This window comes from Bacillus sp. AFS018417, from assembly GCF_002560985.1.
GTDB lineage: Bacteria > Bacillota > Bacilli > Bacillales > Bacillaceae_G > Bacillus_A > Bacillus_A rhizoplanae.
In genome coordinates this window covers 1-14087 of sequence record NZ_NTTM01000079.1, presented here as the reverse complement: position 1 = coordinate 14087, position 14087 = coordinate 1, and the positions used below count along the sequence as shown (strand labels likewise).

At 37.1% G+C, this 14087-nt stretch carries 12 protein-coding genes and 1 pseudogene; 7 read left to right on the top strand and 6 right to left on the bottom strand.

Annotation, left to right across the window (positions count from 1 at the left end; genetic code table 11):
• Positions 1–252 precede the first annotated feature (252 nt).
• Entirely contained in the window at positions 253–480 is a 228-nt protein-coding gene (locus tag CN326_RS22445; RefSeq protein WP_098311180.1) for a hypothetical protein, read from the top strand.
• Between the two features lie 272 nt (positions 481–752).
• Here CN326_RS22445 and CN326_RS22440 read toward each other — a convergent pair whose 3' ends face one another.
• Positions 753–1016 (bottom strand): hypothetical protein, encoded by a 264-nt coding sequence (locus CN326_RS22440; RefSeq protein ID WP_098311179.1) that lies wholly within the window; start codon positions 1014–1016, stop codon positions 753–755.
• A 209-nt stretch (positions 1017–1225) separates the two neighbouring features.
• Between CN326_RS22440 and CN326_RS22435 the strand changes: the two genes are divergently transcribed.
• From CN326_RS22435 to CN326_RS22425, 3 genes are all read left to right on the top strand, one after another.
• Positions 1226–1666, top strand: a complete 441-nt coding sequence (locus tag CN326_RS22435) for a MarR family winged helix-turn-helix transcriptional regulator (RefSeq protein WP_098311201.1) — start codon at positions 1226–1228, stop codon at positions 1664–1666.
• A gap of 157 nt (positions 1667–1823) precedes the next feature.
• The gene (locus CN326_RS22430) at positions 1824–2648 is read left to right on the top strand and encodes a class I SAM-dependent methyltransferase (RefSeq protein ID WP_098311178.1); all 825 of its coding nucleotides are present in this window, start codon (positions 1824–1826) and stop codon (positions 2646–2648) included.
• 189 nt (positions 2649–2837) lie between these two features.
• Entirely contained in the window at positions 2838–3080 is a 243-nt protein-coding gene (locus tag CN326_RS22425) for a hypothetical protein (RefSeq protein WP_098311177.1), read from the top strand.
• A 1106-nt stretch (positions 3081–4186) separates the two neighbouring features.
• On the opposite strand, the pseudogene CN326_RS25470 reads toward CN326_RS22425, so the two are convergent.
• Positions 4187–4309 (bottom strand): annotated as a pseudogene (locus CN326_RS25470) (helix-turn-helix domain-containing protein); the annotation flags it as partial.
• A 464-nt stretch (positions 4310–4773) separates the two neighbouring features.
• On the opposite strand from CN326_RS25470, the gene CN326_RS22415 reads away from it, so the two are divergent.
• Positions 4774–6375, top strand: a complete 1602-nt coding sequence (locus CN326_RS22415) for an amidohydrolase (protein WP_098311176.1) — start codon at positions 4774–4776, stop codon at positions 6373–6375.
• A 735-nt stretch (positions 6376–7110) separates the two neighbouring features.
• Positions 7111–7665 (top strand): TetR/AcrR family transcriptional regulator, encoded by a 555-nt coding sequence (locus CN326_RS22410; RefSeq protein WP_098311175.1) that lies wholly within the window; start codon positions 7111–7113, stop codon positions 7663–7665.
• Between the two features lie 408 nt (positions 7666–8073).
• Here CN326_RS22410 and CN326_RS22405 read toward each other — a convergent pair whose 3' ends face one another.
• The 4 genes from CN326_RS22405 to CN326_RS22390 are packed head-to-tail and all read right to left on the bottom strand — an operon-like array spanning position 8074 to position 12667.
• Positions 8074–8355 carry a cupin domain-containing protein gene (locus CN326_RS22405; protein ID WP_098311174.1) on the bottom strand — a complete coding sequence of 94 codons (282 nt, stop codon included), beginning with the start codon at positions 8353–8355 and terminating at the stop codon, positions 8074–8076.
• Positions 8356–8400: 45 nt separating this feature from the next.
• Positions 8401–9819, bottom strand: coding sequence for an MATE family efflux transporter (locus CN326_RS22400; protein ID WP_098311173.1), 1419 nt, complete (start codon positions 9817–9819; stop codon positions 8401–8403).
• A 45-nt stretch (positions 9820–9864) separates the two neighbouring features.
• Positions 9865–11337, bottom strand: coding sequence for an aldehyde dehydrogenase family protein (locus CN326_RS22395; protein ID WP_098311172.1), 1473 nt, complete (start codon positions 11335–11337; stop codon positions 9865–9867).
• A 13-nt stretch (positions 11338–11350) separates the two neighbouring features.
• Positions 11351–12667, bottom strand: coding sequence for an NAD(P)/FAD-dependent oxidoreductase (locus tag CN326_RS22390; protein ID WP_098311171.1), 1317 nt, complete (start codon positions 12665–12667; stop codon positions 11351–11353).
• A 580-nt stretch (positions 12668–13247) separates the two neighbouring features.
• Between CN326_RS22390 and CN326_RS22380 the strand changes: the two genes are divergently transcribed.
• Positions 13248–13775, top strand: a complete 528-nt coding sequence (locus CN326_RS22380; protein WP_098311170.1) for an HXXEE domain-containing protein — start codon at positions 13248–13250, stop codon at positions 13773–13775.
• The last annotated feature ends 312 nt before the right edge of the window (positions 13776–14087 follow it).

Here is a 14087-nt window from a genome sequence, read left to right as displayed (position 1 = left end):
TGAAATTCCCTTTCCTTTCTCCTGTTGAATACCGCAAACAATATACCAAGACAGAAAGAACCTATAAAAGATGAGAGAACTCAATCATCCACGCCCTTATCAAAAAGTAAGACTAAATAGAAGAGATTTTAGTTGTATGCTATATATATTCAATTAACATAACTTACCATTTTATGTATAATTAAATGGTATATTTCGGAAACCACACGAATTGTAATCTAAAAAATGGGTTAAAAGAATAGGAGGAATGTTATGACTCGTTGTACAAATTGTAAGGCGAAATGGAAAGCAAAAGATGTATGGTCTCTTTTTTTCCAAAATGATGGTAAAGATTGTCCGTATTGTAATCAAAGACAATATATTTCAGCCGAAACCTTTCGTTTTTCAAGTGACATTATACGTGGCCTCTTTTTATCCCTTTTTCCTTTCTTCGTTGAACTAAGCGATGAGAGCCCTTTAGAAGACTTTAAGAAAAAATAATATAGATTTACTCCGTTTTATCTCCCCTTCTCTTTTAATATAAAAAGATTAACCAAAACATGTTCTTATTTATAAGAAAAAACGTATCTTTAATTCCACTAAAAACGAGAGATTATGGTGAAAAAAATCCTAATCGTAAGAAAATCAAGAATGCCACTTCCAGTAAATGTCTTAACGTAGAAAATGTGATATTTAGTTAACTGTACCTCTAATATAAGACTAAACAAAAAAATGAGAGTATGTATAACACCCCTCACACCTGAAGAAAAGTTCTATTCAGCTGCCTTGTTACGAAACTTTCGTATATCTTTCATGATAAAAAGGACAGATATGAAAACAACAGTATCACAAAGAAGCATAAAAAATATATTAAACATCGAGCTTCCACCTGCTGATGCTATGGCACCTCCCAATCCAAAAAAGAGAAGTAAAGAGTTAGACGGATATAGATAATTCCTACGTATGATAACAAATACAACACTAAATACGACTAATACATATGTAACGTATTTCAGCACTTCTACCAGCACTTCCATTACTTATCCACCCCTTTTATTCCTTTATATTCCATTTTATCATGTAATACACAGAAAAAATATATTGTATTCATGTGAAGTTAATGTAGCAGCTCATTATATTACTTTACCATTTTGTAAACAGTCATTTACAATAAACAGAAGAAAGCTTTTATTTTACCGAAAAATAGCAATATAATGTTTACTAAATTAATGGAGGAAGAACAATGATGGGCGATAAAGATTTATTAAACGAATACTTGAATCTGTTGATGAATATGTTTGGAACTTTCAAGTTATTATCCGAAAAATCATCAGAATTTACGCATATAGAACAGCACGTAGTTGAGTATGTTTCCCAGCAAAGTAAGCCTGTAAATTTGAAAACGATAGCTCATGATTTAAATATACCTAAGCAACAACTCAGTGTAACAGTACGTAACTTGGAGAAAGATGGCTATATAACTAAGAAACAAGATGATTCAGATAAACGAGCAATTTTAATTTCGCTAACGAAAAAAGCAGAAGATGTGCAACATGAACGATGGAAACAGATATATAACAATTTCACGGATAATCTTGAAAAACTTTCGGATGAAGATCGGCGTGACTTGTTGTACGGATTACATAAAACAAATAGAATGCTAGCAAAAATGGTCGAGGATAATTAATCATGGAGTAAAAAGAACGTGTTTCGATAAATGGAATTGGACACAAAGTTACTCACGTAAGAATAGGCTGAATTTGTTTTTACAATTAACACTATTATTGATTTATCTTCTAGTACAACGAGAATTCTGATACAGCAGTTTGAAACGGAGGATTTTTATGGTAAAAATGATAGATTTACAATCGGTTCAAGGTACTATGCTCATTCCCCTTTGGGGACGTGCCAGTGGCAGCGAGAAAAATCTAGAAATTTTGGATGACAGGGAAGCTATTGACATTATCAAAAGATCTGATTTTGATTTTACTGATATAGCCAAAACGTTTGGTGAATACGGCGGGATAACCTACATCGTTCGTGCTCGCAAAATTGATGACACAATCCGCAGCTTCATCACTAAGTATCCTCGGGCTACCATTGTAAACATCGGCTCTGGGTTAGATACCACCTTTTCAAGAATCGACAACGGGACTATCAATTGGTATAATCTCGATTTGCCCGATGCAATAGCTTTTCGTAAAACTTTAATAGCAGATTCGCCGAGAAATGTTAGCATTGCCAAATCTTTTTTTGATATTTCGTGGTTTGAAGATGTTAAGTTTAATGAGGACGATGGAATACTCTTCGTCTCAGCAGGAGTTTTTTATTACTTTCAGGAAAGTCAACTTAAAGAAATGTTTTCCGCTATGGCGCAGCGCTTTCCTGGCGGCGAATTATATTTCGACGCGGAATCAAAATTTGCGCTGGGGCTTTCAAACCGCACAGTTAAAAAGGCTGGCAACAAAGGCGCCATGATGTACTTTTACGTCAATAATCCAAAAGCTTTGGAAAAATGGTCACCAAAAATAAAGGTATTAAGCTGCGAATCGTTTTTTAAAGGAATACCTACAAAAAAACAATGGGAAAGCAGCACGCGTGTAATGGTACGAATCGTTGATCTTATACAGATGCTGAAATTCGTCCATCTGCGCTTTGAGGACAGATGAAAGTAACTGGAGACCTGATAAGATTACAAAATATGAAAGATGTCAGTATTATTGACGGAATATTGATAATGGAAACAATGAAAAAATATGGCTCTTTGCCATGTTTTTTATCATAAATATCTTTTAGGGATATCGATTTGTCTAATTGAATATATATTATGGAATCATTTATCAAAAAGGGGATATATGATGACATTATCAAAACTGATTCAAACCTTGTCATTATTAAGTGCTGTAGCTGTTCTTATTGTCTCTGTTTACGGTTTTATCACCGAATCAATCAGCTCCAATATTTTAATGATTCTACTATTTGTAATGACCGTACTTCAAGCAGTTAGAGCTTATCAAATAAAACAAAAAGCTACATTTATGCTTACCTTTTGGGTGGCTATATTTATGCTCCTTCTATTAGGAAAAATATACTTCTTATGATACAAAAATGAAGCCTTTAGTAAAGGCTTCATTTTTATTAAGTTAGAATTTTCAATTATAATCATCGTATATATTTGAAAGAAAAGAATGAGTCTATTCTGCCCCTTTTCTTACTTATAAAAAGAATCCTACGATTTTTAAATTAGGTAGTGATGAGATGAAATAAAAATGAAGACATGTCCTAAATGCCGTAAAAAAATAGAGAAGAAAATCCTCTTTTTACGAAACAACTCCTATAAGCTTGTTTGTACACACTGCAATACAACATTACATGTAACAAAAAAATCTTTTCTGATATACTTTCTTGTTTATGTACTAATTTGTTTTTTAATTTTTATGAGTTCCATTGAAACCGCTAATAAATTCGTTATGTTTGGCCTATGGGGTTTGAATTCAAATTTTATAATTCAACCGATTGCTTTTTTCTATGAAGAAACATAATAAACTTCTTTAGCATATAAATCCGCAGTGAGAATTACGCACTAAACAGCACAAAAAAGCTTTCGATAAATTTAACTACAAACTTTTTTAAATGCCTTTACTATTAAATTCAGCACTCGATATTTGAATAACTGTTACCCCATAAGATGAGATAAAAAATATCGAAAACCATAAGCACCTAAAGAACTAATACCTGTAACTAAAACTGCAATTGCTAAATATGAATTATAGCCAGATTGTTTTCTCGAACGATATAAATAAAGAATAGATAGACATAAACTAATGATAAAAAAGACGATCCATACAGAGTTGGGAGCAAAAACTTCGAAATTAGTAAAATAAATTACTATATAGCAAACATTAACCAAGAGTAGTAGCACTAAGATAAATTTCTTCAAAATTACACCTTCCTTTTACCAGGTTAACCAACCGAGTTTTGGTATATAAGTAAATTGATGCAAATTGTTTTGAATAGAAAATTCTACACTCTCTTTTTATTCAACTTAAATTCTCTTATTACCTTTTAACCCATATAAAAAGTATTTTCAAAACTCTCACACTATGATAAGTAGATCCGAATAAACAGTTCCCATTAATCCTTCACCTACATATTTTCGAATTATCTCTTCGAATGGAACAATTAACTTATCTTCTTTTTCTTTCCTTTAATAAATAGGGCCTTTCTCTGCTTTTAATGCTTTTCTTACTGTATTTCTTGAGACATTTAATAATTTGATAATAGATCGAATAGAATGTCCTTCTTGTTTTAGTGCTCGAATGGTTGCCCCCTTGCTTAAACTCCTCTCATTTCGTTATAAGAGAATTGTAATTTTTATTTTAGGGATGGGTCACTTTTCATTGTAAATCTACACAGTATGTCCAAGTTTGTTAGATTCCTTGCACCAGATCTAAAAAGTATTGAATAATTCTTTATATTCAGTATAATTAACTTGTAACTATAATAACGTTTTTAGTTACTATGGGTATACCACTTGATTTCTAATAGAAGATTCCCCGTAAATCAAGTAGTAGCAAAAATTTTTTATACATTTTTGCATTCGGTATCCCCCACAAAAATGTTTCTTTCAAATAAACAGGAAGAGCAATTTGCCTATTATCGCAAATATGATCGATGAGAAACTAGAGGACGCTCAAGAACAATACACCAATCTAAGACATAATAATTTAAATATTGGCATGAGTTGTACAATGATAATAATGCGGTTTTACAAGAGAATAAGGGGGTTTAAGAATGCCAGACATCGTATTTCTTCATGGCGAGGTTATTACGGTAGATGAACAGAATCGAATAGTAGAAGCGATTGCGGTAAAAAGGAACCGGATTATCGCCGTCGGTACCTCAGAGGAGATTAAGCGTCTTATCGGTCCGCAGACAACGGTAATTGATTTGAAAGGGAAAAGCCTCTTGCCGGGATTTATCGACTCACATTTGCACATTTCCTCGTATGGCATAGACAAGCTGGGGGTAAGTTGCAAAGCTACCCATATTCATTCCCTGCAGGATATTTTTCAGGATTTACGTAAAAAAGCGTCCGGGCTCCCGGCAGAAAAATGGGTGCGGGCTTGGGGTTTCAACGAGACCAAAGTCGCGGAACAGCGGTATCCGACTAGAGAAGAATTGGATCAGATTTCAAGGGAACACCCGATTATCATTATACGCGCGTGTAATCATATTTCGGTGGTCAATTCAAAAGCACTGGAAATCCTCGGTATTCACAAGGATACACCCGATCCTAAAGGTGGGATGATTGAACATAGCGCCGAGGGAGAGCTTACAGGTCGTTTAATTGAAACGGCTCATTTCCAAATTGCCAATAAAGTAACCTATTCCGAAGAAGAAATAGCCCAAGCCTTGGCGTTAGCGTCTGCCGATTTTGTAGCGGCTGGGATTACCAGTATCCATGATGCAGGTTGCAATGACTCCGAGGGGTTTCGAGCGATGCATGAGGCGGTTCGTCAAGGCTTGGTCAAAGTGCGCATTTATGCGATGGTCTGCGCATTAGACAACCCCGAATTATTTTTGGAAAGTATGATTAACTCTGGAATGGTAACAGGCCTAGGGAATGACCGGTTTAAAATCGGACCTGCAAAGCTGTTCACGGATGGTAGCAGCAGCGGTCCGACCATTGCAACCCGTAAGCCGTATACAAGTAACCCAGAGGATTACGGTATTTTGTACTATACACAGGAAGAACTAAACCGACAATTAGTAGAGGCTCATAAGAAAGGATTTCAGATTACAGCCCATGCGCAGGGAGATCGTGCAATTGAAATGGTATTGAATTGTATAGAGGCCGCCCTGAAGGAATATCCTCGCCCAGATGCCCGACCACGTATTGAACATGCAGGGATTTCAGAACCGGATCTAATTGAACGGATGAAACAGCTTGGCGTCATCCCGATACCTAACCCTGCTTTCTTCTATGAATATGGAAATGGATACGTCCATAACTACGGAGAGCGGGTGAATCAAATGTATCCACTTCGTGACTTTTTTAAAAATAACATCATTGCAGCAGCGGGCTCCGATAGCCCAGTGACCGATTATCGTCCGCTATTCGGAATTCAAGCGGCGGTGAACCGGAAGAGCAAGCAGGGACAGGAGATTGGAAGCAATCAAACTGTTTCCGTAACAGAGGCGATCCGAGCTTACACATGGAATGGAGCTTACGCGAGCTTTGACGAACAACACAAAGGGAGCATCGAAGTTGGAAAACTGGCCGATCTAGTAATCCTGGACGGAAGCATTTTGCAAGCTGATCCTGCCGATATCGCTGATCTTCCTGTTCACATGACGATTATTGATGGAGAGATTGTCTATCAAGCTAGATAGTCCCAAGGCAATGAAGCATTAGGCGTAAAAGTAAATGTTTATCTTGTTCGATCGATAGGTGATCGGACAGGGTAAACATTTTTATCTGTCTCTGATGAACCAAGTATCCTTATACTGTACCCATCAATGTATTGTTTGTTCAGGAGATATATCCAACTATCATGAAAATGCAAGCAAACAACCAGGTGCCAGAATTGGAAGGATGAATCAAAACAGCTACCACGGGACTTTTACCCGGATAGCTGTTTTGATTTAGTGGTGAAGAATGTATCGGTCGAGGGGGATTCCAGTTCAAAATTGTTTTTATACGCCCTATTGATGTAATGCAGAATCTCTCATTTGCACGGGAGACCTTCCGGGAACGTGACCGGCGTGTTGTGTTTGATTAGATTGACAGTATATTGAACCGTGACCTACGGAATATGACGTGATTAACCTCGCATTCTCGAACGATATGCAATGCCAAATTGGCTCAAAAAAGGATCCTACGTTATGGAATAGTAGAGTTAAGTGCCTTTTCGGACAGGAAGTTGTGCTGTATCATGGAAGATATGTACCTTTCCATTTTTAATGGGGCGTTTGGTTGCTTCCATCCTGCTAAAAAAAGGTGTTATGTGTCAATAAGGGAAATGTCCCAATAGAGAATATGGCACAGACAAGGGTTAAGGTGCGAAAGTTGAGTAACTTAGTTTAAATAACCTTTTCAACAAATTTCTAATTTAAGGAGTACTGGGAATGAGAGAACGCATTATAAAAGCTTTTATTGAAGAGATTCATGATAAAGGCATGAAGTTCACAATGGATGATTTAGCAAACCGTATTGGTGTAAACAAGCGATACCTCTATCAACATTTTTCTTCGAAGGTTGAAATTTTGGAGTTAATCATTGACCAATCGTTATCGGAATTCGATGAAAAAACAGAACAAATTATGAATAATACATCTTTAAGCCTGATTGAAAAAATCAGACAGATTTGTACCGTGTTGCCCAATTTTGAGTTTTACGACTTCAAAGTGTTGGAACAAATGAAGCGCTATTACCCGGAGCAATGGACAAAGGTGAATGACGCTTTGAACGAGTGGGAAGCTCTGCGCTTGTTACTCGAAGAAGGTATGCGGCAAGGTGAACTCATTGAAATCAATACAACACTCGCTGTAAAGCTAATCATAGATGCTACAAATTCTGTCTTTGATCAACGTTTTTATATGGAAAATAATATTACCTTACCAGAAGCACTCTCTTCTATTGTAGACGTATTATTGTTCGGCTTAGTCAAAAATAAATCATAATAATAGTCTAATTTAAAAACGGGAAAGGAACATTTGTTCCACCCGTTTTTTGTCTTTATAAAGGGGCCTTCTTGCATCATCTTGAAAAACGATAGCTCCATCAACCAACCATCGTTAAGATTTCGGAACCAATGGCTGCGATCTTATTATTAATAATAGCGATATAAGCAGAGATGAGCTTATCCGTAAGGCCTGTAAAAACAGCATTACTTGAGATAGCAATGTCGGATTTTGGATTTATATTCATTAGCAAATAACAGTAGTTGTTTAAATATTCTGAATTTTTTTCGTAAAATAAGAAGCAATCACATATGTCACAAGGTCGGATAACGGCGCTGTGTACCATAAACCACAAATATTTAGGCAAAGTATACGGCTGTAATGATTGGATACGCTCCTAATTGCACATTATTTCAAAATAATCTCATGGTTCATTTTATAATTCTTTTTCAAAAATTCCGGGCAATCCCATTCACAGACAAGATCTTTAGCCAAAGAAACGACCCAGCCCTTTGTAATATGATATTTTTCTCTATCAACAGTAATAAACACCTCACCGTCTGTCACATAGAAAACTTCTTGCTCTTCTACATGCCAAGTTCCTTTATTAGGTTCGCCTACCCATGCTTCCCAAGTGTCAACACCTAATTGTTGTGCTTCTTCTACTGTAAGTTTTTTTGCAAAAAACATGATGATCATCTCCCTTTCTTATAGATAATTTTGAAGGAATAGGTTCTATAGACGTACTGTCTTAACATTCGTATCTTTTAAACGTTTGAACTCTTTTTTCATAAAGTATATGGCAATGAGAACGCCTGGAATTTCAGCAGCAGGACCTGCGTACCATATACCTTCTACACCCCAGAATTTCGGGAAAATAAATAGAAACGGGAACAAGAACAACAGCATTTTGCTAACATTAATAAACGTTGCGGTCCAGTTTCTCTCTTGGGATTCGAAATAACCGGATATAAGCAAGCTGACTGCATTAAGCATAAACAAAGAGTTGAATACAACAGTCGTCCAAATGCCCAGTTTCTGCAATTCAGGATTACCACCGGAAAAAAATGATACAATCGGATCTGCAAAAATGATTAGTAAAGCTGTCGCAATCAAAAAGAAAGCAACCGTAAAAATGAGTCCAATCTTAATTGCTTGTTTAACGCGAGCAAGATTGCCCGCACCGTAATTATAACTAATGATCGGCTGAAGTCCCGTCATCCCACCGAGTGCTGCTAAGGCGAGCAGATTTGTAATATAACCGTTTTGAATCGTGAAAGCAGCAACGTGCAGCCCACCACCGTAGCTTTGCAGTAAGTTGTTGAAGAAAATAATGGCAAAAAACATCATGAACTGACTCGAAAAAGATGCAAAGCCTGTCCAAGCCACCTCGCCAATTGTCTTGAGATTAATCATCATATCTTTTATTTTTGGCTTAAGCTTTGTTTTACCGAACCAAAAATAAAAGATTAGTAAAACAGGAATCGATTGTGAAATTGTATTCGCCCACGAGGAACCCATCATCCCCATGTCATATTTCACCACCATGATCCATTCTGTAATTCCGGCAACAACCGCTGCAATTAACCAACTGTTCATTGATAATACAGGTTTTTCATCAATATTGGTAAAAATACTTAGTACAACCGCCAATATCGTTATTGGCAATGAAATCCACAATAGCCGGCTGTATTTCACCGCATATGGAAGTGCCTCCTGACTTGCTCCGAATAAAGTCATGATTTGATTTTCAAAGACCAATCCAAGTACAGCTAGCAAAGTGGAGATGAAAAGAGTAAACCATAAAGTTTGTCCCATAATACTCCTAGCTTCTTCGATTTTTCCTTTTCCAAGCCGAAGCGAAATGACCGCTCCGGCTCCTATACCAAAAAGAATACCAAGCATGCGGGTAATAACCATGATTGTAAATCCAATTCCGATTCCTTCCACTTCCAGCTCCTGAAAGCCGCTGACGAAATAGCCATCGACAATCGATACCACTCCAAGAATCGCATTCGCCATAATTCCTGCCAAAGCAAACCGTAAATATAGCAAAGGAATACTTTTGGTTCCTAGTGCTGAATCATTTACTGACTTATTCATAATTTCTGCTGTTTCTTTCTTCGGTGAGGGATGGTTTCCTGCTATTTCCATGCTCATGCCCTCCTAAAAATAGTTTATACAGCAAGTTAAGCCAAATTAATTCGCATACCACCCTACAGGCTGGGCATGTTGGTGGATATTGATTTGCTTCATTTCCATAAAGTGCTCCAGCCCAACAGCACCTAGCGCTCTGCCGATTCCACTTTGCTTATATCCCCCCCAAGGCCCTTCAACATAAGCAAGGTGATAACTATTAATCCAAGTAATGCCCGCACGCAATTTACTAATGACATGCTTTGCTCGATCCATGTCTTCAGTAAATACAGCACCAGCTAATCCATAAATGGAATCATTCGCTTTTTGAATTGCATCTTCCTCATCTTTAAATTTCTGTACAACAAGGACTGGACCAAAAATCTCTTCCTTAACAATACGCATATTCGTGTTTACATCAGCAAAGATCGTTGGTGCAATAAAAAATCCTCGATCAAGCCCATTTTCTGTTAAGCGCTTACCACCACAAACTAATTTTGCACCTTCTTCGATTCCACTCTTGATGTAATGTAAAACGTCATTCATATGAGCCTCATTTGTAAGCGCTCCCATTTCAATGTTCTCGCTTTCCCCGTTGCCAACTACAATTTTGCTTGCACGCTCGGCCAATCTTTCAACAAACTTATCGTAAATTGTCTCTTGTACAAGCAGACGGGATGCAGCTGAACAAACTTGCCCAGCATTGTGGAAAATACCGAACATCGCATTCTCGACTGCAGTTTCAAAATCCACATCGTCGAACACAATAAGTGGAGATTTACCTCCCAGTTCAAGTGTCATTTTTTTCATATTTCCCGCCGCTGCGCGCATAATGCTTTGGCCTGTTTTTGTTCCGCCGGTAAAGGCAATCTTATCAACATCATGGCTCTCGGCAAGCTCATTCCCAACTTTTGATCCAGGTCCCAATACCAAGTTTGCCACTCCGGCCGGAAGCCCAACTTCCTCAATAATTTCAAATAATTTGAATACGCTTACAGGAGTGACCTCCGCAGGCTTAATTACAATTGTATTTCCAGCAGCGAGTGCAGGAGCAATTTGCCAAACAGCTAACATAAGTGGGAAGTTCCAAGGGACAATAAGCCCACAAACACCAATCGGCTCATGAATAATAATTGTTTCCGAAGAATCAGCACGCGTGTAAGATTCTTTTTTCATGCCTTTGATCAAGTCAGCATAATAGCGGAAGCATTGAATCGACACCGGAATATCCACATAGGTTGTTGCACGTATAACCTTACCGTTATTTGCAGTTTCCAAACGTGCAATTTCAGCCGCCTTCTCTTCAAGACGATCTGCAATCTTATAGAGATATTCTGCTCTTTCATCAGCCGATAAATCCGACCAAATCCCGCTGTCAAACGCTTTGCGAGCCGCCTTGACTGCCACCTTTGCATCGTCTTCTGACCCATCAGCAGACGATGCGATCACCTCTCCAGTTGCTGGATTCATAACGTTTCTTCTAGCACCGGATAACGCTTCTACCCATTTCCCATCAATGAACATGTTAATTTTCACAAGTACCTCTCCTTTACGCAAAAATATCATGCAGTTTGAAACCAATATGCGCTAGATTTACAAGCATAGTTTTCTGATTATGGAACGGAAATGATTTTAGACGTTCCTTTTCAAATCGATATCCGCCTGCACTCCCCGTAACAATCCATTGTGCCAATAACTTACCAAACAATGTCGAGAGAGAAGCGCCGTGGCCTGTATAACCTGTTGCGAAATATGCGCCTTCTTTGGATCTGCCGATAACCGGGAATGTATCAATTGTAACCCCAATAAATCCACCCCAACGGTATTCAATTTTGCTTCCTGCCAGTTTTGGCATCAAGTTTACCATCGCATCGTAAACTTTTTGATACACACCGTCATCTAAGTTTGGACGAATATCGCCACCGCCAAATACGATTCGATTATCTGGTGTACGACGGAAATAGTAAAGGAAACTACTCGTATCAAAAACCATGCGATCTTTAGGAATAACAATATTCAACAATGACTCTGGAAGCTGTTCAGTTGCAATAATACGCGCTGAAATTGGCAGTACGCCTTTGTTCAGTTCATTCATGATTTTTCCAGAGTAACCATCTGTCGCCACAATAATGTCTTTCGCAATAACAGAACCTTTTTCTGTTTCAACTTTCACACTAGTTTGACCGTACTCGATGGATAATGCTTTAGAATGCTCAAAGATTCTTGCACCGATCGATTTAGCTGCTTCTCCCAAACCAATTGCATAATTCAGTGGCTGGAACGAGTAACTCAAGTCGTCGACTAAGCAACCATAATAAACTGGGGAATCGATCTCTTGATGCAATTGACTTCGATCAAGTACTCTTGATTCGTACCCGAAATTTTTATTTAAATATTCGCTTTCAAGTTTCAATTCTTCAAAATGTTTGGCTTTGTAAGCCGCTACAATGTGACCCGTATTTCTAAAGTCGCAGTTGATTTGATGTTCGTCAATAATGTTTTTTACCAGTTCAATACTAAACAAGGAGAGATCGTTTAGCTGTCTAGCCTCGTCGGGACCATACTTTTTGGTAAGCTGCTGCATCGTTGGCTTATAGCCTGGCAATACCATCCCACCGTTACGACCACTGGCGCCGTATCCAATCGTTTCTTGCTCTAGGACAATGACATTCTTTCCTAACTTTTGCAAATGATAAGCAGAGGAAAGACCTGTGAAACCAGCACCAATAACGACAACATCCGCCTCTTCATTTCCTTCTAGAGTTTTTCCTTTCGCATAGCTGTTTGCAGTCGCCGTCCATAGAGAGAGTGTATTCATTTGATTCATCTTATCACTTCCTTCTTCCTGTTTATTTGAAAGAAACATTTTAGTGGGGGATACCGAATACAAAGGTGTACAAAAATTTTTTCTACTACTTGATTTATGGGGAATCTTCTATTAGAGATTAAGCAGTATAACCCTTGTAACTAAAAACGTTATTATAGTTACAAGTTAATTATACTGAATATACTGAATTATTCAACACTTTTTTGTGACAATATAGTATGGCTAAGGATGCCGTTTGACTTCTTAATAGCTTCAATCATTCCATTCGAGCTTAGTCACAGGGTTGCTGCTTTAAAGCGAATGATTGACTCTTCCATGTTCTGTTTTATGTCCATACACAGTATCTACTGACATAATGGTGTTGATTTCACTCTCATCATAATCCCAAACAACTGATGCTGAAAGATTAATAAGTTTAAGAATATCTCCCTCTCTTCATTTATACATTTGACTTTTCATCACAAATCCATCTTCCTTATATAGATTTCCATTATGAAAGCAATTCTATTTTATATTGAAATTAATGCTATAACTAATCTATAAACAAACTATAATGCACTACATATTTGTAATAAAACGTAAAAAATATTTATATAATAGGATTTTAGGGGGGATGACAATGAATAATATAGAAGTGATGGTATGGCTTTTTCCAATACTTTTTATTTTTCACGATTTTGAAGAAATAATTTTCATACAACCATGGATAAGGAAAAACAGACGCTATTTATGTGAAAGATTTCCTACGTTATCAAAAAGGCTATTACCTCATTTTGATAATATTACAACATCATCTTTCGCCCTTGGAGTGGCAGAAGAATTTATTTTAATTAGTATAATTACAATTGTTTCCTATGTGATGAATTGGTATAGCCTATGGGTAGGTTTGTTTATTGCATTTACTTTACATCTAATAATACATTGCTTTCAAACATTGATCATAAGAAAATATGTCCCTGCTATTATTACAAGCATTATTTGTTTACCTATTTGTATTTATATCATTAAGCATATCGTACAGTTATTCCCATTAGATACAATTGTCTTGTATTCAATTTTAGGCTTTATAATTATGGTGGTCAATTTAGCTATCATTCACAAGTTTATGGATATATTCAATAAATGGTTAGCTCAATATGAACAGTAAAACGAATGAGCAAATTGTTGATGTCATTTCAGGAAGAACCGCCCCTACTAAAACTTCTTCCTGAAATTTCTTGGCTTACGAAAGAGAATATGCCAATACTTTTAGCGATAACAAACAAAAAATTACTTGTATATAAACAACAATTGAACTACCCCCACCTAAAATCCTCACGAATTTTTGAGGAAGGGGATTCCCAAAAGGGACAACTAAGACAAAATACTTAGCAGACCATACCCATTCAACAAGGTATGGTTTTTCTGCTTTCAAACTTAGACAAACCTTTTACTTCCATGTCTGTAAGAGCCCCTGGAG